We start from the raw sequence: 24,832 nt of genomic DNA, 5'->3' as shown, positions 1-24,832 counted from the left end.
GTCAGCTCATGACTTAGCCCAGCAGATGCTCGACCGCGGCCCGCTCCTCGCGCAGCTCGGTCTCGGTGGCATTCATCCGCTCACGGCTGAAGTCATCGACCTCCAGGCCCTGGACGATCTCGTACTTGCCGTCCTTGCAGACCACCGGGTAGGAATACATGATGCCCGGCTCGACGCTATAGCTGCCGTCGGCGGGGATGCCCATGCTGACGATGCCGTCGCTGCCCAGCGCCCAGTCGCGCATATGGTCGATGGCCGCGGAGGCCGCGGAGGCCGCGGAGGAAGCCCCGCGCGCCTTGATGATGGCGGCGCCGCGCTGCTGCACGGTGGGGATGAAGTCGGTCTCGTACCAGTCGCGCTCGACCAGCTCCAGGGCCGGCTTGCCGGCCACCTTGCAGTGGGCCAGGTCCGGATACTGGGTCGCGCTGTGGTTGCCCCAGACGATCATGGACTCGACGTCGGTGACGTGCTTGCCAGTCTTCTGGGCCAGCTGGGTCTTGGCGCGGTTATGGTCCAGGCGCATCATCGCGGTGAACTGCCCCGGATCCAGGTCGGGCGCGTTGCAGGAGGCGATCAGGGCGTTGGTGTTGGCCGGGTTGCCGACCACCAGCACGCGCACGTCACGGCTGGCGTTGTCGTTCAGCGCCTTGCCCTGCACGGAGAAGATCGCGGCATTGGCCTCGAGCAGGTCCTTGCGCTCCATGCCCGGACCGCGCGGACGGGCGCCGACCAGCAGGGCGAAGTCGGCGTCCTTGAAGGCGACGTTGGGATCGTCGGAGGCGACGATGTCCTGCACCAGCGGGAAGGCGCAGTCGTTGAGCTCCATGACCACGCCGTTGAGGGCGTCCATGGCCGGCGGAATCTCGAGCAGCTGCAGGATGACCGGCTGGTCCTTGCCCAGCATGTCGCCGGAGGCGATGCGGAAGGCCAGGGAGTAGCTGATCTGGCCGGCGGCGCCGGTAATGGCAATACGGACGGGGTCTTTCATCATGGCTCCTTCGGTTGTCGCCGTGAGGATCGGCCTGACGGGCGGCATGCCCGCCGCGGCCGGAAGTCGAACCGCCAAAATGGTATGCCTGCAGTGCACAAAACTCAATTCGACCTGCGACTAGCCCCGAAGGAGGCGCAGCGGGCCCGACGACGGGTCAGGCCTCGCTGGGCGCCCGATGCTGGGGCGCATGCGCGGCATGCAGCCGGGCGATCAGCCGGTCCTCCAGGGAGAAGCGTTCGGTCAGCCCCTTGGCCAGGCGGTCGAGCCAGGCCGGCAACCGCTTGAGGTAGTGCTGGCAACGTACCGGACTCGCGTAATCCTCGTCGAAGGCCAGCACCAGCTCGGTGGACATGCTGAGGCGCTCCAGCAGACGCTCGGCGAGGGCCAGGGCCGCCGCGTCCTCGAAGGCCTCGGCCTCGGCCTTGAGCTGCGGATAGACCTCGAAATGCCCGGCACTGATGTAGTCCATCAGCAGTTCGCTGAAGCCATCGATGCGGGCCTTGGTCACCGCCTCCAGGTCGGCGTCGCAGGCCTCCTTGAGTTCGATGAAGCGGACCAGCAGCTCGCGGCGCTCGTCCAGCCAGCGGTCGATCAGCTGATGCACGCCACCCCAGCGTTCCTGTGCGCTCTTGCAGTCTTCCAGCATGGATTCTCCCTCGCGCAGTGGGACCGTCAGCGGACATGAGTCCGTACCGGCCTGGAGCCTCAGACTCTCCCCTGGCGAGGTCGCTGTCAATCCCGCTCGGTCAGCCCGGGCCAACGATAGCCCGGACGTCGCTGCAGGGCCCGAGCCAGCAGGCCCAGCGGTGCCAGGGCCAGCACCAGGAAGCCGATCAGGGTCCAGCCGGGCAGCGACAGGCCCAGGAAACGGGCGCTGATCTCGGCACACTCGCCCGAGGCGTTGAGTACCGTGGCCACCACCTCCTGCAGGGGCAGGACCTCCATCATGTAGTCGAGCCCGGGCCCGCAGGACGGCACCTGATCCGCCGGCAACGACTGCAGCCACAGGTGGCGCCCTGCCAGGCCGATCCCGCTGCCGACCGCGAGCAGCGAAACCAGCCCGTAGAGCGCCGCGCCGACACGGCCTTGCGGGTCGTGCAGCGCCGCCACGGCGAACACCAGGCCGGCGGCGATCACCGCCACGCGCTGAAAGATGCACAGCGGACAGGGTGCGAGGCCGGCCAGGTGCTCGAGGCCCAGGGCCACGGCCATCATCAGCACGCAGAAACCCAGACCCAGCAGGCTCCAGCGCCGGACGCTCCAGTCTTGCAGCTCCTCGATCATGCCTGCCCCCCCGCCCGCAGCGGCGTCAGGGCCCGGGACTCCCGGGCCTGCTCGAAGTACTGGGCCAGGAAGTCGCCGAAGTCATCGACGTCGCCCTCCTCGATATCGCCCTGCTGCTGGTGGGAGGTTTCCACCAACTGGTCGAACAGCGCCTCCCGGGCCCGACCGATGGGCTCCTCGCGCAGCCGGGCGGCCTGGGTCCGGGCCAGCGCCAGCACCACCTCGACGAACTCCTCGCCGCTCGCCTCCATCCGCGCCAGCAGGCGCCCGGAGGGCGTCAGCGACGGATCCTCGAGGCGCGGCGCCAGCGCAGCGATGGCCTCGGCATGGGGCGCGCCTTCCTCCATGCGGTCGAGCAGCCCGGCGACGGCCTCGAGCTCGGCGAAGATCTCGCCGCCCCAGTCGGCAATGCCACGCTTGCGGCCGTGATGGTCCAGGCGCAGCTCGGGGTCGCGCCCCCGGGTCACCACCAGGCGGCGGTTGTCGTCCAGGTGCTCGCACTCCTCGTCGGAAATCCAGGGACTCTCCGCGAGCAGGCACCACATCAGGAAGGTATCGAGGAAACGGCTCTGGGTGGCGTCGATGCCCAGGGCGTCGAAGGGGTCGAGGTCGAGGCAGCGCACCTCGATGTATTCGACGCCCCGTGCCTCCAGGGCCTGGCTCGGCGTCTCGTCGTGACGCGCCACCCGCTTGGGCCGGATATCGCTGTAGTACTCGTTCTCGATCTGCAGGATATTGGCGTTGAGCTGGTGCCAGGTATCGCCGCCCCGCACGCCCTTGGCCTGGTAGTCGGGCCAGGGCGTCGAGATGGCATGCCGCAGGGTGTTGACGTAGTTCGACAGCGAGTTGAAGCAGATCTTCAGCTGCGACTGCACCTTGTTCTGGTAGCCCAGGTCGGACATGCGCAGGCTGGTGGCATGGGGCGCGACCAGGGTGTCACGGCCATGCGGACGCAGCCCCTCGGGCACCCGGCCATCGGGCAGGAAGCTGCGGTCCACCGCCGGCGAGGCACCGAACAGGTAGAGCAGCAGCCAGCTGTGACGGCGGAAGTTGCGGATCAGCCCGAAGTAGCGCGACGAGCGATAGTCCTGCATGGCGGTCTCGCCCTCGCCGTCGAGCTCGCGCAGCAGCGCGAAGAAGTCGTCGGGCAGCGAGACATTGTAGTGCACCCCGGCAATGGCCTGCATGATGCGGCCATAGCGCACGTCCAGGCCCCGCCGATAGACCTGCTTCATCCGCCCCACGTTGGAGCTCCCGTAGTCGGCGATCGGCACGCTGTCATTGCCGTCGAGCCGGGCCGGCATGCTGGCCGGCCAGATCAGCTCCTCGCCCAGGTGGCGATAGCTGAAGCGATGCAGGTCGGCGAGGAAGTCCAGGGCATCCTCCGGGCGGCAGTAGACCGGCGTGATGTACTCGAGCAACGCCTCGGAATAATCCGTGGTGATATGCGGGTGCGTCAGCTTGGAGCCCAGCTCGGCGGGATGCGGGGTCTGGGCGATACGCCCGGCGGCATCGATGCGCAGCCCTTCCTTCTCGATGCCTCGGCGCAGGCGGCCGAGGCGTCCCTGACCGGCCAGGCGGCCGAGGCGTGCGATGAGGGGGGAAAGCGGTTCGGACAAGGTGAACACCCCATGTCGTGGAAGCCGGCCGGAAGAGGGACCGGCTTCCCGGTTGGCGGTTCGGGCGCCACGGCACCCGCAAAACCTCAGATTATGGTGCCCGAAGCCGGCGATTCAAGATAAGCCGGGTTCGCGGTGCGAGGCTCGAGGTGCGAGCTTCGGGCCTCAAGCTGCGGGCGCGTAGCCCGCCGCCATGCTGACGCTCATCGATCCTTCTTGGCCTTGAGCAGGGCCGCCCCGAGGGCGCCGAGCTGGCCGTCGCCCTGGCCGCCCTGCCCCTTCTTCGATGAGCGGCCGGCGCCCTTGCGCGTCGCCTTGCCCTGGCGGCCCCGCGACTCGCCGCCGTCCTGCTCGCCCGGCTGGTCGTGGAGACGCATGGACAGGCCGATGCGCGCCCGCGCGAGGTCCACGCTCATCACCTTGACCTTGACGATGTCGCCGGCCTTGACCACCGAGCGCGGGTCCTCGACGAACTTGTCGGACAGCGCCGAGATATGCACCAGGCCGTCCTGGTGGACGCCGATATCGACGAAGGCACCGAAGTGGGTGACGTTGGTCACGCTGCCCTCGAGCACCATGCCCGGCTCCAGGTCCTTGAGCGTCTCGACGCCCTCGCGGAACTCGGCGGCGCGGAACTCGGGACGCGGGTCCCGGCCGGGCTTGTCGAGCTCCTTGAGGATGTCGCTGACGGTGGGCACGCCGAAACGCTCGTCGGCGAACTCCGCCGGCTTGAGCGCCTTGAGGGTGGCGCTGTCGCCGATCAGGCCGGCCAGCGGGCGGCCGCTGCGCTCGGCGATGCGTTCCACCAGCGGGTAGGCCTCGGGGTGCACGGCGCTGGCATCCAGCGGATTGTCACCGCCCATGATGCGCAGGAAGCCGGCACACTGCTCGTAGGTCTTGGGCCCCAGGCGGCTGACATCGAGCAGCTGGCGGCGGCTGGCGAAGGCGCCCTCGGCGTCGCGGCGGGCGACGATGTTCTCGGCGAGCCCGGCGTTGAGCCCGGCGACCCGGGACAGCAACGCCGAGGAGGCGGTGTTGAGGTCCACTCCCACGGCATTGACGCAGTCCTCGATCACCGCCTCCAGGCTGCGCGACAGCTGGACCTGGGAGACGTCGTGCTGGTACTGGCCGACGCCGATGGACTTGGGCTCGATCTTGACCAGCTCGGCCAGCGGGTCCTGCAGGCGCCGCGCGATGGAGACCGCCCCGCGGATGGTCACGTCCAGGTCCGGGAGTTCCCGGGCGGCGTATTCCGAGGCCGAGTAGACCGAGGCTCCCGCCTCGCTGACCATCACCTTGGACAGCCGCCGCTTGTCGGCCATGGCCTTGACCAGCTCGCCTGCCAGCTTGTCGGTCTCGCGGCTGGCGGTGCCGTTGCCCACGGCGATCAGCGTCACCGCATGCTCGTCCACCAGCCGGGCCAGGATGGCCAGGGCCTCGTTCCACTGGTTGCGCGGCGCATGGGGATAGATGGTGGCATGGGCCAGGAACTGGCCGGTGGCATCCACCACCGCCACCTTGCAGCCGGTGCGCAGGCCCGGGTCGATGGCCAGGGTGGCCTGGGGCCCCGCCGGCGCGGCCAGCAGCAGGTCCTTGAGGTTGGCGGCGAAGACCTCGATGGCCTCGAGCTCGGCGCGCTCGCGCAGTCGGCCCATCAACTCGGTCTCGAGGTGGGTATAGAGCTTGACCCGCCAGGTCCAGCGCACCACCTCGCCCAGCCAGCGGTCGGCGGGCCGCCCCCGGTCCTCGATGCCGAAGTGCCGGGCGATGGCCACCTGGGCCGGATGCACCTTGACCTCTTCCTCGCCGGGCAGGCGGATGGTCAGTGCCAGCACCCCCTCGTTGCGGCCGCGGAACATGGCCAGGGCACGGTGGGACGGCGTCTTGGCAAGCTTTTCGTCGTGCTCGAAGTAGTCGGAGAACTTGGCCCCCTCCTGCTCCTTGCCGCCGATCACCCGGGCGCTGAGTTCGCCCTCGCTCCACAACCGCTCACGCAGACGCCCGACCAGCTCCGCCTCCTCGGCGAAGCGCTCCATGAGAATCTGCTTGGCACCGTCGAGGGCCGCCTTGGCGTCCTCGATGGCCGGGGTCTCGCCCTCCGCGGAGCGCAGGTAGCCGGCGGCCTCGGCCTCGGGGTCCAGGCCGGGATCGGCCAGCAGGGCCTCGGCCAGCGGCTCGAGGCCGGCCTCCCGGGCGATCTGCGCCTTGGTGCGACGCTTCTTGCGGTAGGGCAGGTAGAGGTCTTCCAGGCGCTGCTTGGTGTCGGCGCCGCGAAGGCTCTCGGCAAGCTCGGGGGTCAGCTTGCCCTGCTCGTCGATACTCGCCAGCACCGCCTCGCGGCGCTCCTCCAGCTCACGAAGGTACCCCAGGCGCTCGTGGAGGGTCCGCAGCTGGGTATCGTCCAGCCCGCCGGTCACTTCCTTGCGGTAGCGGGCGATGAAGGGAACGGTGGCGCCGCCGTCGAGCAGCTCCACGGTGGCCGCCACCTGGGGGGGGCGAACGCCGAGCTCCTCGGCGAGACGATCGATGATCTTGGCTTGTGCGTCCATGAAATCCTTGACGTTCAGGGGGCAGAAGTCGCGTCAAGGTACCACAAACGCGCCCGGGGCGGGCACAAAGCTGAGCCGCCTGCGCCGGCCTCAGGCGGGAACGAAGGTGAGCGCCAGGCCGTTGTTGCACCAGCGCAGGCCGGTGGGCTCCGGCCCGTCCTCGAAGACATGCCCCTGATGGCCACCGCAGCGGGCGCAGTGATACTCGGTGCGCGGAATCAGCATGACCAGGTCCAGCTTGGACAGCAGGTGCCCCTCGACGTGCTCGAAGAAGCTCGGCCAGCCGGTGCCGGAGTCGTACTTCATGGCACTGGTGAACAGCACCAGGTCGCAGCCGGCACAGCGGTACTCTCCCTCCCGGGTCTCCTTGTCCAGAGGACTGGAGTACGGCGGTTCGGTGCCCTCTTCGCGCAGGATCTCGAAACGCGCCTCATCGAGGCGCTCGCGCCATTCGGCCTCGCTCAGCTCGAGAGTCTCCAGGCCGGGCGCCGGGGACAGGTCCAGCTTGGGACGAGCGCTGGCCAGGCGCGGAGCCAGGGTCGACAGTCCGCCGAGTCCCAGCAGGCCCAGGAAATTGCGTCGCTTCATGATCGTTCTCCCGTCAAGGGGGGTGCCCCCTGTGTCGTGCCTGCCCCGCTTTCCTTACACAAAAAGGGAGGGGGAAGCCTCGGCTTCCCCCTCTCGGACAGGTCTGGGACGTTGGGGTTCGCCCCGCCGCGCCTCACACCAGGCTGGGCCCGGCCTTGACGATGGCCTCGCTGACGCCGTCGAACTTCTTGAAGTTGTCGACGAACTTGCCGGCCAGCTCACGCAGGTGACGATCGTAGGCGGCCTTGTCCTCCCAGGTTTCCCGGGGGTCGAGCAGGCGCGAGTCGACGCCCGGCACGGCGGTCGGCACGTCCAGGTTTAGGCCCTCGACATGGCGGGTCTCCACGTCGCGCAGCACGCCGGTCTGGATGGCGCTGATGATGGCGCGGGTGGTGGGGATGGAGAAACGCGCCCCGCCCTCGCCATAGGCGCCACCGGTCCAGCCGGTGTTGACCAGGTAGACCTGGGCATCCTGCTCGGCCACGCGCTTGATCAGCAGGTCGGCATACTCGCGGGCCGGGCGCGGGAAGAAGGGCGCGCCGAAGCAGGTGGAGAAGGTCGCTTCCAGGCCGCTGGAGGACCCCACCTCGGTGGACCCCACCTTGGCGGTGTAGCCGGACAGGAAATGGTAGGCCGCGGCCTCCTTGGAGAGCACCGAGACCGGGGGCAGCACGCCACTCATGTCGCAGGTCAGGAAGACGATGGCGTTGGGCTCGCCGGAACGGTTCTCGGGGACGCGCTTCTCGACGTGCTCCAGCGGGTAGGCGGCTCGCGAGTTCTGGGTCAGACTGTCGTCGGCGTAGTCGGGCTCGCGACGGTCGTCGAGGACGACGTTCTCCAGCACGGTGCCGAACTTGATCGCGTTCCAGATCACCGGCTCGTTCTTCTCGGAGAGGTCGATGCACTTGGCATAGCAGCCGCCCTCGATGTTGAAGACGGTGCCCGGCCCCCAGCCATGCTCGTCGTCGCCGATCAGGAAGCGTGCCGGGTCGGCGGACAGGGTGGTCTTGCCGGTGCCGGACAGGCCGAAGAACAGGGTGGTCTCGCCGTCCTCGCCGACATTGGCGCTGCAGTGCATGGGCAGCACGTCGGCCGCCGGCAGCAGGAAGTTCTGCACCGAGAACATGGCCTTCTTCATCTCGCCGGCGTAGCGCATGCCGGCGATCAGCACCCGGCGCTGGGCGAAGTTGAGGATCACGCAGCCGTCGGAGTTGGTGCCGTCCCGGGCCGGGTCGCACTCGAAGTGGGGGGCATTGAGGATGGTCCACTCGTCCTTGGCCGAGGGGTTGTAGACCTCGGGACGCACGAACATGGTCCGACCGAAGAGGTTGTGCCAGGCCGTCTCGGTGTTGACCCGCACCGGCTGGTAATGGGTCGGGTCGCTGCCGACGTGCAGCTCGGAGACATAGTGCTCGCTGCCGGTCAGGTAGGCCTCGACGCGCGCCCAGAGGGCATCGAACTTCTCGGCGTCGAACGGCTGGTTGACACTGCCCCAGTCGATGGCATCGCGGGTGGACGGCTCATCGACGATGAAACGGTCCTTGGGGGAGCGACCGGTGCGCTGACCGGTGTTCACCACCAGGGCACCCTGGGCCGCCAGGCGACCCTCGCCATTGGCCACGGCGCGCTCGATCAGCTCGGCGCTGCTGAGATTGACGTGGGCGGTGGCGGACTGCGGGCTGGCCGCCTGGGAAGCAGCTTGAGTCGTGGTCATGTCGTTTCCTGGGCCTTGAGGGCCGATTCTCTCTCGTTTGCCGGGCGTCCTGGACGCAGTGGTCGTTCACCCCCGGCACGCCGCATGCGGTTACCCGTCTCGTCGGCGGCGCCCGGCCATGGATGAAACGCGCGCATTATGACAAAAAGACGCGCGACGGGAAACGATGACGTTGGCAGACGTTCTTGTAGTTTTACTACTACATCAGCGCCAATGACTACAGGATCCGCCCTGCTCGCGACATCGCCAGGCTCAGTGCAGGGTCGGTGGCGGCCCCTCGGGGTCGTCGAGCATCGCCTCCACCTCGGCAACGGTGAACTCGTAACGGGTATGGCAGAAGTGGCACTGGGTCGCGATGCCGCCCTGCTCGGCCAGGATCTCGCGCAGCTCCTCGCTTCCCAGGCTCAGCAGGGCGCCGGCGATGCGCTCCCGGGAGCAGGTGCAGGCGAAGCGCAAGGCCTTCGGCTCGAAGACGCGCACCGTCTCCTCGTGATAGAGCCGATGCAGCAGCTCCCGCTGATCCACTTCGAGCAGCTCCGAGGGCGTGAGGGTGGCGGCCAGCTGGACGGTGCGCTCCCAGGCATCGTCGTCCTGGTTCAGTGACTCTTCGGGCAGGCGCTGCAACAGCAGGCCGCCGGCACGCCGGCCATCGTCCGCCAGCCACAGGCGGGTCGGGAGCTGCTCCGAGTGGCTGAAATAGTCCTCCAGGCAAGCGGCCAGACTGTCGCGCTGCAGGGCGACGATGCCCTGGTAGCGGCGCCCTTCCTTGGGGTCCAGGGTGATGGTGATCTGTCCCTCGCCGAGCAACTCGGCGAACCCGGCGTCCTCGGTGGGCAGCGAGGCCTCCTCGTCGAGCCGGGCGATGGCGCGCAGCTCGCCACCGGGGTTGGACTCGGCCATGAGCATCGACAGCGGACCCTTGCCACGAACCTCGATGCTCATGGTGCCGTCGAGCTTGATGGTCTCGGTGAGCAGGGCCACGGCGGCCAGCAACTCACCCAGCTGGCGGGTCACTGCCGGCGGGTAGTCATGGCGCTCCATCACCTCGGCATGGGCCTGCTCGAGGGTGACGATCTCGCCGCGCACATTGGTGCGTTCGAAGAGAAAACGCTGGATCTGGTCACTCATGATACTTGCCTGAAAGTAAGTGGTAAGAGGTAAGGGGTGAGGAGTAAGCGGTTAGGGCCTCACTCCTTACGCCTCACTCCTCACGCGTCATCCCCCCGCATGAAGCGCTTGATCTCGCGACGCTGCTTCTTGTCCGGCCGCTTCAAGGGGTGCTGCATGGCCTGGTTGGCCTGGCGACGGCTCTCGGCCTCCCGGGCGCGGCGTGCCTCGCTCTCCGGGGTCTCGCGAAAGAGCTCGCGGGCCTCGGGGGCACCGCGGCGCTGCTCGGAGAGAGCCAGCACCTCGACCTCCCAGACATCCCAGCCCTGGGGCACACGGATCCGCGCGCCGACCTCGACGGTCTTGCTGGTCTTGGCCCGGCCGCCGTTGTAGTGCACCTTGCCGCCCTCGATGGCCTTCTTGGCGAGCGCCCGGGTCTTGAAGAAGCGCGCCGCCCATAGCCACTTGTCGAGCCTGACGCTAGACATCCCCGGGGCCTCCGGGAGGCAGGTTGTCGGGCAGGATGGCGGCGAAGCGCTCGAGGGCGATGAACTCCTCGAGCTCCTTCTCGGGCCGCCGACTGTCGGGCTGCTTGATCCCCAGCAGGTGACGGATGCCGAACTCCCGGGCGCTTTCCAGCACCGCGGGATTGTCATCGATGAACAGCGTCCGGCCCGGGTCGAAGGGCTCCACCTCCTGGAGGGCGAACCAGAACTCCTGTGCCTCCTTGGGCACGCCCAGGTCGGCCGAGGAGACGATGGCATCCACGAAGTCCTCGAGGCCGGTCAGCGGCAGCTTCAGGGCGAGGCTCTCGCGGTCGGCATTGGTGGCCAGCACCACCCGCGGGTGGGCCTGCTTGAGCCAGCGCAGGAAGTCCAGGGCGTCGCTGCGCAGGCCGATCAGGTGCTGGACCTCACTCTTGAGCGCCAGGATATCGACGCCCAGTTCACGGCTCCAGTAGGCCAGGCTGTACCAGTTGAGGGTGCCCTGTTCGCGGATGATCCGCGCCCGGACCTCCTCCTGGGTGGCCTCGTCAAGGCGGTGCAGCTCCACGTAGCGACGCGGCAGGTGCTCGAGCCAGAAGTGGCTGTCGAAATGCAGGTCCAGCAGGGTGCCGTCCATGTCCAGCAGGACGGTGTCGATGGCGCGCCAATCGATCATCGTGGCTCCTCGTCAGGGCAGGCCAGTGACGTCTACAAGGGGGAAGACGTGATAGTGTAACCAATCGACGCCGATGGCGCATTTCGACGCCAGACACACCGGAGAGCCCATGTCCGACCATCACCCGCACAAGCCCCATGTCCTGGCGCGTCGCAGCGTGGCTCGCAGCCGCCTGTTCCATGTCGAGGAGATGGAGCTGCGCTTCGCCAATGGCGCCGAGAGGACCTTCGAGCGGCTGGGGGGCACCGGCCGGGGCGTCGGGGCGGTGATGATCGTGGCCATGCCCGACCCGGAGCACGTGCTGCTGATTCGCGAGTATGCCGCGGGGGTCGAGGAGTATGCCCTGACGCTGCCCAAGGGACTGGTGGATCCGGGCGAGGACCTGGTCACCGCGGCCAACCGCGAGCTGATGGAGGAATGCGGTTTCGGCGCCCACCGCATCGAGCCGCTGGTGGAGCTGACCCTGGCGCCCAACTACATGCGCCATCGCATGCAGGTGATGCTGGCCAGCGACCTCTATCCCAAGCGGCTGCCGGGTGACGAACCCGAGCCGCTGATCGTCGAGACCCATGCCCTGGACGAGCTCACGGCCCTGCTGGCCCGGGAGGACTTCCACGAGGCCCGGGCCATCGCGGCGCTGTTCATCGCCCGGGACAAGCTGCGCAGCGAGGCCAGCGAGCCGACGCTCTGGTAGCCCCTCCCGGAGGCCATCGACGGTCGCTCTCCGAGCCTCTCATCGCCAGGGGCATCGCCCGGGACAAGCGGCGCAGCGAGGCCGGCGAACCCACGCGCCGGCTAACCCCGTCAGGAGCGGCCCCCGCGACCGGCCGGCACGCCGCGGCTAGCCCTTGGCGTGAAGCCGCCGCGGCAGGCTGCCGCCCTCCTTGAGCTTGACCCAGCGTCCCTGGCGATAGCTGTCCAGCCCGGCCTCGAGCAGGGTCATCACCTCCAGCGCCTGCTCGGCGGTGACCGGCGGCGGGGTACCGCGCAGCAGGGTCCGGGCGATGCCATCGTAATAGGCCCGGTAGTCGCCGGGGACGCTCTCGACCTCGTGATGGACCAGCACGACCTCGTCGCCCTCCCCCTCGTTCACGGTCAGGCGTCCCGGGGACGGGTCGACGCCCCAGGCCGGCTGGGGGCTCTCGCCCTCCTTGAGCCAGGCCTCCTGGGGATCGAGGCCGTACTTGACGAAACTGCCCCGGGTGCCGTTCACCCGCAGACGCGGTGTGGGCTCGGCCACCAGCGTGCTGGCTCGAAGGGTCACGCGCAGGCGGTCGTACTCCAGCACCGCCATGAAGTCGTCATCGATCTCGGCGCCGTCGCGCAGCGAAGCCAGCTCCAGCAGGATCGCCCGGGGCATGCCGAACAACGCCCTCGCCTGGTCCAGCAGGTGCGGGCCCAGGTCGAACCAGGTGCCGCTCCCGGGACGGTGCTGCTCGCGCCAGCGATCGGGCACCACGGGCCGGAACCGGTCGAAGCGCGATTCCACCTCGACCACCCGCCCCAGGTGTTGCTCGTCGAGGAGTCCCTTCAGGGTCAGGAAGTCACTGTCCCAGCGGCGATTGTGGAAGACGCTGAGCAGCCGGTCCGCCCCGTCGGCCTGGGACTTGAGCTGCCGGGCCTCGGCCAGGGAGACCGCGAAGGGCTTGTCGAGCACCACGTGCTTGCCCTTGGCCAGGGCCGCCTTGGCCAAGGGGAAGTGGGTCTCGTTCGGGGTGGCGATCACCACCAGGTCGATGTCCCGGTCGGCGAACAGCGATGTCGCCTTGGCGTGGACCGCCACCTCCGGATAGGCCGCCTGCACCCGGGCCGCATCGCGGGAGACAATGGCGGAAAGCTCGAGCCCCGGCGCAGCCTGGATCAGGGGGGCGTGAAAGGTCCTGCCGGCCATGCCGAAGCCGATCAGGCCGACGTTGAGGGTCTGGGTCTTCATCTTGGCGGCCTTCCCTGCTGAAGCGAGTCACATCATCCGCCCCGGCGTCCCGGGGCGGCCATCATGCATCAATCGAGCTTGGTCAGGTCGCGCACCGCGCCCTTGTCGGCGGAGGTGGCCAGCAGCGCATAGGCCTTGAGCGCCGCCGAGACCTTGCGGTCGCGCTGGATGCTGGGCTTCCAGGCCGCGTTGCCGCGGGCCTCCTGGGCCTCGCGGCGGCGCGCCAGCTCCTCGTCGGAGAGCTGGACGTCGATGGCCCGGCCCGGGATGTCGATGCGGATGATATCGCCGCTCTCCACCAGGCCGATGGCGCCACCCGCGGCGGCCTCCGGCGAGACGTGGCCGATGGACAGCCCCGAGGTGCCGCCGGAGAAGCGCCCGTCGGTGAGCAGCGCGCAGGCCTTGCCCAGGCCCCTGGACTTGAGGTAGCTGGTCGGGTAGAGCATCTCCTGCATGCCCGGCCCGCCCTTGGGCCCCTCGTAGCGGATGACCACCACCTCGCCTTCCTTCACCAGCCCGCCGAGGATGTGCTCCACCGCCTGGTCCTGGGACTCCACCACGTGGGCGGGGCCCTCGAAGACCAGGATGGAGTCGTCGACGCCGGCGGTCTTCACCACGCAGCCGTCGCGGGCGATGTTGCCCTGGAGCACGGCCAGGCCGCCCTCCCGGGAGAAGGCATGCTCGAGGTCACGGATGCAGCCCGTGGCCCGGTCGCCGTCGAGACTCGGCCAGCGCGCACTCTGGGAGAACGCGGTCTGGGTGGGCACGCCGCCGGGGCCGGCGCGGTAGAACTCCACCACCTCGGCGCTCGGCGAGCGCATGATGTCCCATTCCTCCAGGGCCTCGGCCAGGCTGTCGCCGTAGACCGTCGGCACCCGGGTATCCAGCACCCCGGCACGATCGAGCTCGCCGAGGATCGCCATGATGCCGCCGGCGCGGTGCACGTCCTCGATATGGTACTTCTGGGTGTTGGGCGCCACCTTGCACAGCTGCGGCACCTCCCGGGACAGGCGATCGATATCGGTCATGTCGAAGTCGATCTCCGCCTCCTGGGCCGCGGCCAGCAGGTGCAGGATGGTGTTGGTGGAGCCACCCATGGCGATGTCCAGGGTCATGGCGTTCTTGAACGCCGCCTTGGCGCCGATGGCCCGGGGCAGCAGGTGGGCCTCCTCGCCCTCGTAGTAGCGCTTGGCCAGCTCGACGATGCGGTGGCCCGCGGTCTCGAACAGCCGGCGACGATCGGCATGGGTGGCCACCACGGTGCCGTTGCCGGGCAGCGCCAGGCCCAGGGCCTCGGTGAGGCAATTCATGGAGTTGGCGGTGAACATCCCCGAGCAGCTGCCGCAGGTCGGGCAGGCGCTGCGCTCGACCTCGTCGAGGGTCGCCTCGTCGACGCTGTCGTCGGCGGCCATGACCATGGCATCGACCAGGTCGAGGCCGTGGTCGAGCAGCTTGGTCTTGCCCGCCTCCATGGGGCCGCCGGAGACGAAGATCACCGGGATGTTGAGGCGCATGGCGGCCATCAGCATCCCCGGGGTGATCTTGTCGCAGTTGGAGATGCACACCAGGGCATCGGCGCAGTGGGCGTTGACCATGTACTCGACGCTGTCGGCGATGATGTCACGGCTCGGCAGCGAGTAGAGCATGCCGTCGTGACCCATGGCGATACCGTCGTCCACGGCGATGGTGTTGAACTCCTTGGCCACCCCCCCGGCCTTCTCGATCTCCCGGGCCACCAGCTGGCCCATGTCCTTGAGGTGCACATGGCCCGGCACGAACTGGGTGAAGGAGTTGGCCACGGCAATGATCGGCTTGTGGAAGTCGTCGTCCTTCATGCCGGTGGCGCGCCACAGGGCGCGAGCGCCAGCCATGTTGCGGCCGGCGGTGGTGGTGCGGGAGCGATACTCGGGCATGGTGTCCTCTTGATGATGCTGCCGCCCGTGGCCCTGCGCATGTCGACACGGCAGGGGCCCGGGCGATCTTGGTGTCCAGTCTGCCCGATTCTGTCATGGCCCCGGCCGCCAGGCCAGCGCCACCGGCCGTCCGTCAGCGGCCCTCGGCGACCAGGCGCCCGCCGGCCAGCCGACAGCGCCGGCCGGCCAGTGCCTCGATATCGTCGCGGTCGTGGCTGACCAGCAGTACCGCCACACCCTCGGCCTTCTGGCGGCGCACCAGCGCCCAGAGGCCCTGGCGGGTAATATCGTCGAGGCCGGTGAAGGGCTCGTCGAGCAGCAGCAGCGGCGAGCCCCGCAGCAGCGCCCGAAGCAGCGCCACCCGCTGGCGCTGGCCGCCGGACAGCTCACCGGGCAGCCGGTCCTGGAGCCCCTCGAGCCCCACCTCGGCGAGCCCGGCGATGATCTTCGCTCGCTGGGCCCGGGAGAGCTTCATGTCCGGGGCCAGGCCAAGGCCCACGTTGATCCACACCGGCAGGTGATCGAAGAGGTTGTGGTCCTGGAAGACGGTGGTAATGCCCCGCTCCCAGGGCGGCAGCGCCAGCAGGTCGCTACCCCGCCAGGTCAGCCGGCCGCCACCGGGCTCGAGGAACCCCGCCAGCAGGCCGAGCAGGGTGCTCTTGCCCGACCCCGACGGGCCCTCCACGGCCAGACACTCGCCGGGCGCCAGCCGCAAGGTGAAGCAGAAGTCCGGGATCTCGCCGGGGTCGCAGCGCGAGTAGTGGAAGGTCAGGTCACGGCAGTCGAGCATCGCGGATCTCGTGGGAGGCGGAATGGGGCCAGGGGTGGCGCGGGGGCCGCCGGGTCAGCCGATCCAGCAGCGCGAAGACCGCCACCACCAGGGCGAGCAGCAGCATGGCGGTGGCGGCCGCGCCCTGCCAGCGATAGCCGCCCAGCTGCTGGAAGAGCAGCATCGGCAGGGTCGGCGCCGAGGGGCTGCCGAACAGCGCGATCACGCTGAAGTCGCCGAGCGACAGCGTCATGGCGTAGGCCAGCGCCAGGGCCAGCGGCCGGCGCAGCCGCGGCCAGACCAGCCAGCGCAGCCGGGCCCGGCCGCGCACGCCGAACTGGTCGGCCAGGCGCTGCTCCGGGGCGGAGAGCCCGGGAATGGCCCCGCGCACCACCTGCATGGCGAAGGGCAGCGCCATGAAGGCATTGACCAGCACCACCAGGCCGTAGCCTTCCCAGCCGCTGCCCAGTCGCGGGCGCAGCAGCAGGAAGAGCCCGGTGCCGAGCACCAGGGCGGGGGTCACCAGGATCAGCTGGCCGCCGCCCTCCATGGCCGCTGCACCGAGGGGATGGCGGCGCGCGCGCAGCCAGTGGCTGCCCGAGAGCAGCGCCAGGGCCAGGGCCAGGGCACCGAGGCCGGCGCCCAGGGCCATGACCAGGCTGCGCAGGGCGGCGGGCGCGAGGCTCGTCCCCCGGGGCAGGTCGGGGAGGCCACCGAGGCCGGCCACCAGCACGGCCGCCAGCGGCGGCAACAACAGCGCGGCAAGCCCGGTGAGCCAGAAGGCATCGGTGAGTCGCGAGAGCCCCAGGGCATCGCGGCGCCACCAGCGGCCCTGCCCCTGGCCCGGTGCGGCGCCTACCGCCAGCGACGGGGGGCCGCCGCGGGACAGCGCGAGGAGCCACAGCGTCAGGCAGATGGCCAGCTGGGTGAGGGCCAGCAGCGCCGCCAACGCCAGGTCGTGGTCGAACTTCATGGCCTGGTAGAGGGCGACCTCGAGAGTCGAGGAACGCGGGCCGCCGCCCAGGGTCATGACGATGGCGAAGCTGGTGAAGCACAGGGTGAAGACGAGTGCTGCCAGGCGCGGCAGCAGCGGCGCGAGGCGCGGCCATTCCAGGGCACGCCACAGGGCCCCGCGACTCAACCCCAGCTGGCCGGCGAGGCGCCACTGGGCCGCTGGCGCCTCCTCCAGGGCCTGCAGCATCAACCGGGCCGCCAGCGGCAGGTTGTAGAACACGTGAGCCAGCACGATGCCGGACAGCCCGTAGAGGGTGTCCTCGGGCAGCCCCCCCAGGGCGTCGCGCAGCGGCGCCAGCCAGCCCCGGCGGCCATGCACGGCCACCAGACCGAACAGTGCAATCAGGCTGGGCAGCACCAGCGACAGCTCCATGGCCCTCAGCAGCAGGCGACGCCCCGGGAAGCGGGGCCGCCGGGCCAGGGCCAGGGCCACCGGCACCGCCAGGCCGATCGCCAGCAGCGTGGAGAGACTCGCCTGCCACAGGGTGAAGCGCAGCACGGCGGCGAGCCAGGGTTCCTCCCAGAGCAGCGCCGGATGCAGCTCGCGGGCCTGCCACAGCAGCGCCCCGAGGCTGCCGCCGCCCAGGCCGACCACCACGACGAGGGCGGCGAGCCCCCAGCCCAGCGGCCAGCGCGACAGCGTCGTCCAGGGCGACAGCGGGCTCACCGGGCGACGGCGTTCAGCCACTCACGGATCCATTCGCGACGATGCTCGTGAACCTCCTCGGGGCTGAAGGTCAAGCTCTCGGGCGCGATCAGCCGGTCGAACACCGCCGGCAGCGCGTCGCCCAGGTCGATGGCCGGATTCATGACGTTGCCCAGCGGGATATGGCGCTGGAACTCCGGGGTCAACACGAAGGCCAGGAAATCCCGGGCGAGCGCCGGCTGCTCGGTGTTCGCCACCATCGCCGCGGTCTCGACCTGCAGGTAGTGCCCCTCCTCGAACTCCGCCGCCTGGTAGCGCTCGGTACCCTCCACGGCCATGTGGTAGGCCGGTGAGGTGGCATAGGACAGCACCATCGGCGCCTCGCCGTTCATGAACAGCGAGAAATAGGCCTGACTCCAGCCGTTGGTCACGGTCAGCACCCGCTCGTCGAGGCGGGCCCAGATCTCCGGGGCCTGCTCGCCGTAGACCTTCTTGATCCACAGCATCAGCCCCTGGCCCGTGACGCTGGTCCGCGGGTCCTGGAGGATCACCTGCACGTCCTCGGGGGCCGCCAGCAGCTCGGCGAAGCTGCCGGGGGGCGTCTCGAGCTGCTCGGTGTCGTAGACGAAGGCGAAGTGTCCCCAATCGTAGGGCAGGAAGGTCTCGTCGTCCCAGGCAATGGGCAGCGCCAGCGGGGCGAGATCGACGCCGTGGGGCGCCAGCAGATCCAGGTCCCGCGCCTCGGCGATCAGGTTCATGTCGAGGCCCAGCACCACGTCGGCGGCGGTGCCCTGCCCTTCCAGGCGCAGTCGCTGGAGGATGTCGACGCCGCCCGGCAGGGCCACGAACTCGAGGTCGCAGTCGCCGCAGCGGGCCTCGAAGGCCGCCTCGATGCCGGGGCCGGGGCCCCATTCGGAGACGAAGGAGTCGTAGGTGTAGACGGTGAGGGTCTCGCCGGCCTGGGCCGCGCCGGCGGCCAGCAGGGCCGCGAGCGCCAGGCCGGCGGCGTGAGCCTTGGAAGGCATGGGCATTCCTTGTTGTTCGGGGAAGCATTGACCGGGAAATCGTGATTCGGCCATGAAACAGCGCGCCCGCCATTATGCCATCGGCGGGCGCATTCTGGAGACCTGGACCGTCTCGCGGGGCGGGTTGAGACTAACCCGGCGACATCGCTAACCGGACAAACAGGGAAGCGTCATCTCCTTGTTCCTCGCCCCTCACTCCTCGCCCCTCGAACCTGGCTCCTCGCCCCTCGCTAACGAAACACCACCTTGGCCACATCCCGATAGCGTCCGGCGAAGTGCACGGTCATGCCCTCGCGGAGGTAGTCGGGCAGTTCCTCGTAGTCGCGCCGGTTGGCCTCGGGCAGGATCACCTCGAAGATGTCGCTGCGCCGGGCAGCGATCACCTTCTCGCGGATGCCGCCCACCGGCAGCACCTGGCCGGTCAGGGTCAGCTCGCCGGTCATGGCCAGCGACCGGTCGATGGGCCGGTGCTTGGCCAGCGACAGCAGCGCCGTGGTCATGGTCACGCCGGCGGAGGGACCGTCCTTGGGCGTCGCCCCCTCCGGCACGTGGAGGTGCACGAAGGCCGAGTCGAAGAAGTCCGCATCGGCGCCGTACTCGCCGAGGTGGCCCAGTACATAGCTGTAGGCGATGTTGGCCGACTCCTTCATGACCTCGCCGAGCTGACCGGTGAGCTTGAAGCCCCGGTCCAGGGCATGCACCTTGCCGGCCTCCACCGACAGGGTCGCCCCGCCCATGGCCGTCCAGGCCAGGCCGGTGACCACGCCCTCGCCCTTCATCACCTTCTCCTTGCGGAAGGTGGGCGCGCCGAGGAAGTCCTCCAGGTTCTTCACCGAGACCTTGACGCTCTGCTGGTCGTCCTCCAGCAGTTTGACGGCGGCCTTGCGCACGATGCGGTGCAGCTGCTTCTCGAGCTGGCGCACCCCGGCCTCCCGCGCATAGCCCTCGATGACCTGGCGCAGCGCCGCCTCGGTGAGGTTGATGCGCTTCCTGGGAATGCGGTCGCGCTCGAGCAGCTTGGGCCACAGGTGGTGCTTGGCGATGGCGACCTTTTCCTCGGCGATGTAGCCGGACAGGCGGATCTGCTCCATGCGATCGAGCAACGCCGGGGGAATCGAGTCGAGGGTGTTGGCGGTGCACACGAAGAGCACCTTGGAGAGGTCCAGGCGCACGTCCAGGTAGTGGTCGAGAAAGTCGACGTTCTGCTCCGGGTCGAGCACCTCGAGCAGCGCCGAGGCCGGGTCGCCCTGGAAGGACTGGCCCATCTTGTCGATCTCGTCGAGCATGATCACCGGGTTCTCGACGTCCACCTCCTTGATGGCCTGGACCAGCTTGCCCGGCATGGCCCCGACGTAGGTGCGGCGGTGCCCCTTGATCTCGGCCTCGTCGCGCATGCCGCCCACCGAGAAGCGGTAGAACTCGCGGCCCAGGGCCTCGGCGATGGAGCGGCCCACCGAGGTCTTGCCGACCCCCGGCGGCCCCACCAGCAGCAGGATGGAGCCCCCCACGTCGCCCTTGAAGGTGCCCTCGGCGAGGAACTCGACGATGCGCTCCTTGACGTCCTTGAGGCCGTCATGGTCGCGATCGAGGACCTCCCGGGCATGGCCCAGGTCGAGCTGATCGTCGCTGGTCACGCCCCAGGGTAGCGAGGTCAGCCAGTCCAGGTAGTGCCGGGTGGTGCCGTACTCCGGCGAGCCGGTCTCCAGCACCGAGAGCTTGTCGAGCTCGTCGTCGATGCGCGCCATGACCCGCTCCGGCACGACCTTGTCCTCGAGGCGGGCGCGGAAGGTGTCGACGTCGTTCTCGCGATCGTCCTTGGAGATGCCCAGCTCGCGCTGGATGATCTTGAGCTGCTCGCGCAGGAAGAACTCCCGCTGGCGCTCCTGCATCTGGGCGTTGACCTGCTCGCTGATCTCGCTCTGCAGCTGGGCGACGTCGATCTCCTTGCGCAGCAGCGGCAGCACCTTCTGCATGCGCTCCATGACCGGCAGGGTCGACAGCACGTCCTGCAGCTCGGGCCCCTTGGCCGAGGTGATGGCCGCGGCGAAGTCGGTCAGCGGCCCCGGCTCGTGGGGGCTGAAGCGGTTGAGATAGTGCTTGAGCTCCTCGCCGTAGAGCGGGTTGATCGGCAGCAACTCCTTGATGCCGTTGATCAGTGCCATGGCATAGGCGCGGGTCTCGTCGTCCTCGGCGTCGACCGGCTCGCGGGGATAGCTCACCTCCACCAGGTAGGGCGGCGTCCGCGACAGCCAGCGCTGGATGCGAAAGCGCCGCATGCCCTGGGCGATGAACTGCAACTGGGAGTCCTCGCCCTGCAGCTTGTGCACCTTGACCGCGGTGCCGACCTCCGGGAAGTCGTCGTAGCCGAGCTCATCCACCCCGGTCTCGCCGACGAAGGCCAACCCAACCATGTGGTGCGGCGTGTTGCCGACCCGGCGGATGGTCTCCTCCCAGCGCTCGCGGTTGATCACCAGTGGCTGCACCTGGGCGGGAAAGAAGGGGCGATTGTGGATCGGCAGCAGGTAGACCCGCTCGGGCAACGTGTCGCTGGCCGGCACCACCGCATGACCACCCTGCTCGCCGAGTTCGGGGGCGTGGTCGTCGCCGGCATCGGCCTGGATCCAGTCCAGGCCGCCTTGTTCAAAGCGCTGATCGTCTTCGCTCATGCGTACCTCAATCCTGAAGGGGGCGGGACATCTCGACCCATGATGTCTTCGGGAATGCGGGCACCGACGCCGAACTTCAAGTCATAGCAGGCGTTCGAGGACCGGCGGCAGGGGACGACCGTTGAGTCGCAGCTCGCCACGCACCACGTCGATTTGCAGCTCCCGCGTGTCCAGGGGCAGGCCCAGCCACAACGCCACCACGGGCGGCACCTGGCGCCACAGGAAATCGCCGTCGAGCCGGGCCCGCCATTCGGCCCGCTCCGCCGGCGAGTCCAGCGCCAGGGGATCCAGTGCCGTCAGGTCCCGGGCATCGAAGATCAGCGTGCCCTCGCCATTCAGGGCCAGTCCCAGCATCGGGCTGTCCAGGTTGGCCTCGAGGAGGTCGAGCCGGGGCGAGTCGGCGAGCAGGCCACGCAGCGACGGGGCGAGATCGGCCAGCACCTCCCGCCCACTGGCGTCGGTGGAGCCCCGCGCCGCCTCGCGCCGCAGCCCATCCAGCAGGTCGCGCAGGGCGTCGGCGTCGATCCGCGACAGCTCGGCGGTCACCCCGCCGGTCAGCAGTACCTGGTCGGCGGAGTGCAGCTCGCCGAGGGTCAGCTTGCTGCGGATCCGCAGCTCCCGTTCATCGAGCACGGTCTTGCTGTGCAGCATGATCTCGTCCCCGGCGAGCACCAGCTCAGGGGAGCGCCAGCGCAGGCCCTCGATCTTGAGCAGGTCCTGCTGGGTGAAATGATAGGCGCCTTCGGTATAGGCGTAACGGCTTTCCAGGGTCACCGGCCCGGCCTGGAGTTGCGCCTCGCCATCATCGAGGCGCAGCGAGGCCAGCCGAGCGCGCAGCCGCCAGTCGCCGAAGCCGCCCTGGAAGGAGATGCGTGTGCCCTGCAGCGCCAGGGTCCGGCCCTGCTGATGGAAGACCAGCGGCGACAGCGCCAGGGCGCCGTCGAACGTCCCCGAGAGGACATGATAGCGGGCCTCCCAGCGGGGCGGCGAGGCCTCCACGGCGCCGAACAGGGTCTCGCCCGCCGAGGCCATGTGGGGCGCGAGGGTCCCGTCGAGGCGGGTGCCGAGCACACCATGGCGGGCCCGGTAGACGACATCGACGTGCCAGGCGTCGCCGAACAGCGGCGACAGGTGCAGCACGCCACGAGAGGCGAGCCAGCCTCGCTCGACGTCGCTGCGGCGGATCGACAGCTCTCCCCTGGCCTGCAGGTCCTCGACGGCGCGGGCCAGCTCACGCTCGAAGAGCAGACCGGCCACGGTCTGGGCCACCGCCCAGGCCAGGGCCACCACCGCCAGCACCGGCGCAATCAGGCGCTCCTTGCGCATCGTTCCCTCCTCGTCCCGAAGGCGCGACCTCCTGTCGCGACTGAGGCGGCCCCGGCCCGCCGGCGCCGACGCGGCTCAGTGCAGCCAGAACCACAGGTGCATGGTACTCCAGCCATAGACCGCCGCCAGGACATCATCGATCATGATCCCGAAACCACCGGCGACCCGGCGGTCCGCCCAGCGGATCGGCCAGGGCTTGAAGACGTCGAACACACGGAAGACCACGAACCCCCACAGGGCGGCCTCCCAGGAGAAGGGCACGGCGGTCATGGTCAGCCAGTAGCCGACGAACTCGTCCCAGACGATGCCCGAGTGGTCGTGGACCCCGAGATCCCGGGAACTCTTCTCGCACAGCCACACGCCCCACACGAAGGTGATGGCGACCACCATCAGGTACCAGCCCAGGGGCAGCTCGGACATCAGCCAGTAGAAGGGAATCGCCGCCAGGGTCCCGAAGGTGCCTGGCGCGAAGGGCACGGCCCCGCTGCCAAAGCCGAAGGCGAGGAAGTGGACGGGGCGGTGCCAGACGCTCTGGGGGGCACGGTTCATGGCGTGTCTCCTGGAAAGTGCTGCCAGCCGGACACGCCCGTGGGCTCGACACCGGTGACCCCGGGGACCGCGGTGACGCGGCCGATGACCGTCAGGGGTAGCGCGAGGGCCGCCAGTCTCGCCCGGGCCTCGTCGAGGCGCTCGGGGGGCAGGCTGACCAGCAGCTCGTAGTCGTCGCCGCCGCCCAGGGCGAGCTGTCGCGCGCGGGCCTCGCCGAGAGCGTCGACCAGCCCCTCGGCCAGCGGCAGGCGCTCCGGCCACAGCTCGGCGCCCACGCCGGAGGCCTCGCGCAGGTGGCCGAGATCGGCCAGCAGGCCGTCGGAGATGTCGATGGCCGCGCCGGCCAGGCCGCGCAGCGCCAGGCCGGCCGCCAGGCGTGGCCGGGGGCGCAGGTAGCGGCGGATCAGCGGGTCATCGAGGTCGCGCTCGCCGGCCTGCCAGCGCTGCAGGCCGCCGGCGCCTCCGCCCAGCGCGCCGGTCACGGCCAGCCAGTCGCCGGGCCGGGCACCGGCGCGGGTCAGGGCCTCGCTCGGCGGCACCTCGCCCATCACCGTGACACCCACGGCCAGCTCGCCGCGGGTCACGTCGCCTCCCGCCAGGCTGACGCCGCAGGCCTCGCAGAGGGCGTGGAAGCCCTCCGCGAAGGCGGCGACCCAGGCATCGTCGGCCGCGGGCAGGGTCAGCGACATCAGGCACCAGCGCCCCCGCGCGCCCATGGCGGCCAGGTCGCTCAGGCTGACGGCCAGTGCCCGATGGCCCACGGCCTCGGGCGGGGCATCCGCGGGGAAGTGTACGCCGGCCACCGAGGTGTCGACGCTCACCGCCAGGTGCTCGCCCGCGCTCGGCGCCAGCAGGGCACAGTCGTCGCCCACCCCGAGGGCAACCCCTGCCGCGGCGGGGGCCGGGGCGGGAGCCAGGTAGCGGGCGATCAACTCGAATTCACTGTGCATCCGGGGCATCGCCTTCAGCGTCGGCGCGCGGCGACCTCGGCGGACCGCAGCCTTACGGCGAGCTTGTCGAGAATGCCGTTGACATACTTGTGCCCCTCGGTGGCACCGAAGGACTTGGCCAGCTCAACGCCCTCGTTGATCACCGCCCGATAGGGCACCTCGAGGCGCTTGGACAGCTCGTAGGCCCCCAGGCGCAGGATGGCAAGCTCGATGGCGTCCAGGTCCTCGAGGCGGCGGTCGAGCAACGGGGCGATGGCCCGGTCCAGCTCCTCGCGATGGCGCACCACGCCCTGCAACAGATCATGGAACAGCGCCAGGTCGGCGATTTCCATGACCTTGTGCCAGTTCTCGTGGTCCTCCAGGTCGTCATCGGCCACCTGACTGCGGAACTCTGCCTCCACCGTGCCGATCGACTTGCCCGTCAGCTGCCACTGGTAGAGTCCCTGGACCGCGAGCTCGCGGGCTGCGTGGCGGGACAGCTGGCCTTTCGAGGGTGCCCGACGCTGCTCGCTCATCGCTCTTCTCCCGGGGTGTCGTCGCCGAAACAGCGCAACAGCGAGACCATCTCCATGGCCGCCATGGCCGCCTCGGTGCCCTTGTTGCCGGCCTTGGTACCGGCCCGCTCGATGGCCTGCTCGATGGAATTGACGGTCAGCACGCCATTGGCCACCGGGGTATCGAACTCCAGCTGCAGGCGGCTCATCGCCGAGTTGCACTCGCCGGCCACGTGCTCGAAGTGCGGGGTGCCCCCGCGGATCACCGCGCCCAGGGCGATCACCGCCTCGGGGCGCGCCACCTGGAGCACGCGCTTGATCGCCAGCGGCAGCTCCCAGGCGCCCGGGGTGTGGACGATATCGATGTTCTCGGCATCCACGCCGTGGCGCACCAGGCTGTCCACGGCGCCCTCCACCAGGCTGTCCACCACATGATGATTGAAGCGGCCCACCACGATCACGTAGCGGCCATCGACGTCGACGAAGCTGCCTTCGACTTGGGAAATCGGTTGCATGATCTGTTTCCTGCTGAAC

General features: G+C 69.5%; 22 protein-coding genes. 1 reads left to right on the top strand and 21 read right to left on the bottom strand.

Annotated elements, in window-relative coordinates:
- Positions 1-13: 13 nt before the first annotated feature.
- The 10 genes from EKG36_RS01780 to yrfG form a co-directional block, all read right to left on the bottom strand.
- The gene (locus EKG36_RS01780) at positions 14-988 is read right to left on the bottom strand and encodes a malate dehydrogenase (RefSeq protein ID WP_126480373.1); all 975 of its coding nucleotides are present in this window, start codon (positions 986-988) and stop codon (positions 14-16) included.
- Between the two features lie 157 nt (positions 989-1,145).
- Entirely contained in the window at positions 1,146-1,637 is a 492-nt protein-coding gene (gene rsd, locus EKG36_RS01775) for a sigma D regulator (protein ID WP_126480371.1), read from the bottom strand.
- Between the two features lie 86 nt (positions 1,638-1,723).
- Positions 1,724-2,275 carry a disulfide bond formation protein B gene (locus EKG36_RS01770; protein ID WP_126480369.1) on the bottom strand — a complete coding sequence of 184 codons (552 nt, stop codon included), beginning with the start codon at positions 2,273-2,275 and terminating at the stop codon, positions 1,724-1,726.
- Entirely contained in the window at positions 2,272-3,894 is a 1,623-nt protein-coding gene (gene gshA / locus EKG36_RS01765; RefSeq protein WP_126480367.1) for a glutamate--cysteine ligase, read from the bottom strand. The genes EKG36_RS01770 and gshA overlap by 4 nt, the downstream gene beginning before the upstream one ends.
- A 203-nt stretch (positions 3,895-4,097) precedes the next feature.
- Complete coding sequence (locus tag EKG36_RS01760; protein WP_126480365.1) at positions 4,098-6,443, bottom strand: Tex family protein; 2,346 nt, start codon at positions 6,441-6,443, stop codon at positions 4,098-4,100.
- A 90-nt stretch (positions 6,444-6,533) separates the two neighbouring features.
- Entirely contained in the window at positions 6,534-7,031 is a 498-nt protein-coding gene (msrB, locus tag EKG36_RS01755) for a peptide-methionine (R)-S-oxide reductase MsrB (RefSeq protein WP_126480363.1), read from the bottom strand.
- 133 nt (positions 7,032-7,164) lie between these two features.
- Complete coding sequence (locus tag EKG36_RS01750) at positions 7,165-8,745, bottom strand: phosphoenolpyruvate carboxykinase (protein WP_126480361.1); 1,581 nt, start codon at positions 8,743-8,745, stop codon at positions 7,165-7,167.
- Between the two features lie 252 nt (positions 8,746-8,997).
- On the bottom strand, positions 8,998-9,873 hold the full coding sequence (gene hslO / locus EKG36_RS01745) for an Hsp33 family molecular chaperone HslO (protein WP_126480359.1): 876 nt from the start codon (positions 9,871-9,873) through the stop codon (positions 8,998-9,000).
- 80 nt (positions 9,874-9,953) lie between these two features.
- Positions 9,954-10,340, bottom strand: a complete 387-nt coding sequence (locus EKG36_RS01740; RefSeq protein WP_126480357.1) for an RNA-binding S4 domain-containing protein — start codon at positions 10,338-10,340, stop codon at positions 9,954-9,956.
- The gene (gene yrfG / locus EKG36_RS01735) at positions 10,333-11,013 is read right to left on the bottom strand and encodes a GMP/IMP nucleotidase (RefSeq protein ID WP_126480355.1); all 681 of its coding nucleotides are present in this window, start codon (positions 11,011-11,013) and stop codon (positions 10,333-10,335) included. The genes EKG36_RS01740 and yrfG overlap by 8 nt, the downstream gene beginning before the upstream one ends.
- Before the next feature lie 109 nt (positions 11,014-11,122).
- Between yrfG and nudE the strand changes: the two genes are divergently transcribed.
- Positions 11,123-11,707 carry an ADP compounds hydrolase NudE gene (nudE, locus tag EKG36_RS01730; protein ID WP_246007402.1) on the top strand — a complete coding sequence of 195 codons (585 nt, stop codon included), beginning with the start codon at positions 11,123-11,125 and terminating at the stop codon, positions 11,705-11,707.
- 147 nt (positions 11,708-11,854) lie between these two features.
- Here the strand turns inward: nudE and EKG36_RS01725 are convergent, their stop codons facing one another.
- The 11 genes from EKG36_RS01725 to ribH all read right to left on the bottom strand — a co-directional run bounded on the left by EKG36_RS01725 (position 11,855) and on the right by ribH (position 24,813).
- Positions 11,855-12,946: an oxidoreductase gene (locus EKG36_RS01725; protein ID WP_126480351.1), complete on the bottom strand. Its 1,092-nt coding sequence runs from the start codon at positions 12,944-12,946 to the stop codon at positions 11,855-11,857.
- A 68-nt stretch (positions 12,947-13,014) separates the two neighbouring features.
- On the bottom strand, positions 13,015-14,859 hold the full coding sequence (ilvD, locus tag EKG36_RS01720; protein ID WP_126480349.1) for a dihydroxy-acid dehydratase: 1,845 nt from the start codon (positions 14,857-14,859) through the stop codon (positions 13,015-13,017).
- A gap of 133 nt (positions 14,860-14,992) precedes the next feature.
- Complete coding sequence (locus tag EKG36_RS01715) at positions 14,993-15,649, bottom strand: ATP-binding cassette domain-containing protein (RefSeq protein WP_126480347.1); 657 nt, start codon at positions 15,647-15,649, stop codon at positions 14,993-14,995.
- Positions 15,633-17,330, bottom strand: coding sequence for a thiamine/thiamine pyrophosphate ABC transporter permease (gene thiP / locus EKG36_RS01710; protein WP_221766026.1), 1,698 nt, complete (start codon positions 17,328-17,330; stop codon positions 15,633-15,635). Before thiP ends, EKG36_RS01715 begins: the two co-directional genes overlap by 17 nt.
- Entirely contained in the window at positions 17,306-18,313 is a 1,008-nt protein-coding gene (gene thiB, locus EKG36_RS01705; RefSeq protein WP_126480345.1) for a thiamine ABC transporter substrate binding subunit, read from the bottom strand. The genes thiP and thiB overlap by 25 nt, the downstream gene beginning before the upstream one ends.
- 230 nt (positions 18,314-18,543) lie before the next feature.
- Positions 18,544-20,979 carry an endopeptidase La gene (gene lon / locus EKG36_RS01700; RefSeq protein WP_126480343.1) on the bottom strand — a complete coding sequence of 812 codons (2,436 nt, stop codon included), beginning with the start codon at positions 20,977-20,979 and terminating at the stop codon, positions 18,544-18,546.
- An 81-nt stretch (positions 20,980-21,060) separates the two neighbouring features.
- Complete coding sequence (locus EKG36_RS01695) at positions 21,061-22,305, bottom strand: DUF945 family protein (RefSeq protein WP_126480341.1); 1,245 nt, start codon at positions 22,303-22,305, stop codon at positions 21,061-21,063.
- 75 nt (positions 22,306-22,380) lie between these two features.
- Entirely contained in the window at positions 22,381-22,854 is a 474-nt protein-coding gene (locus EKG36_RS01690; protein ID WP_126480339.1) for a phosphatidylglycerophosphatase A family protein, read from the bottom strand.
- Positions 22,851-23,804, bottom strand: a complete 954-nt coding sequence (gene thiL, locus EKG36_RS01685) for a thiamine-phosphate kinase (RefSeq protein WP_126480337.1) — start codon at positions 23,802-23,804, stop codon at positions 22,851-22,853. The genes EKG36_RS01690 and thiL overlap by 4 nt, the downstream gene beginning before the upstream one ends.
- A gap of 14 nt (positions 23,805-23,818) precedes the next feature.
- Complete coding sequence (gene nusB, locus EKG36_RS01680) at positions 23,819-24,319, bottom strand: transcription antitermination factor NusB (RefSeq protein ID WP_126480335.1); 501 nt, start codon at positions 24,317-24,319, stop codon at positions 23,819-23,821.
- Positions 24,316-24,813, bottom strand: a complete 498-nt coding sequence (gene ribH / locus EKG36_RS01675) for a 6,7-dimethyl-8-ribityllumazine synthase (protein ID WP_126480333.1) — start codon at positions 24,811-24,813, stop codon at positions 24,316-24,318. Before ribH ends, nusB begins: the two co-directional genes overlap by 4 nt.
- Between the last annotated feature and the right edge of the window lie 19 nt (positions 24,814-24,832).

It is taken from the genome of Halomonas nitroreducens (genome assembly GCF_003966155.1).
GTDB lineage: Bacteria > Pseudomonadota > Gammaproteobacteria > Pseudomonadales > Halomonadaceae > Halomonas > Halomonas nitroreducens.
This window is presented reverse-complemented; position numbering and strand designations above follow the sequence as displayed.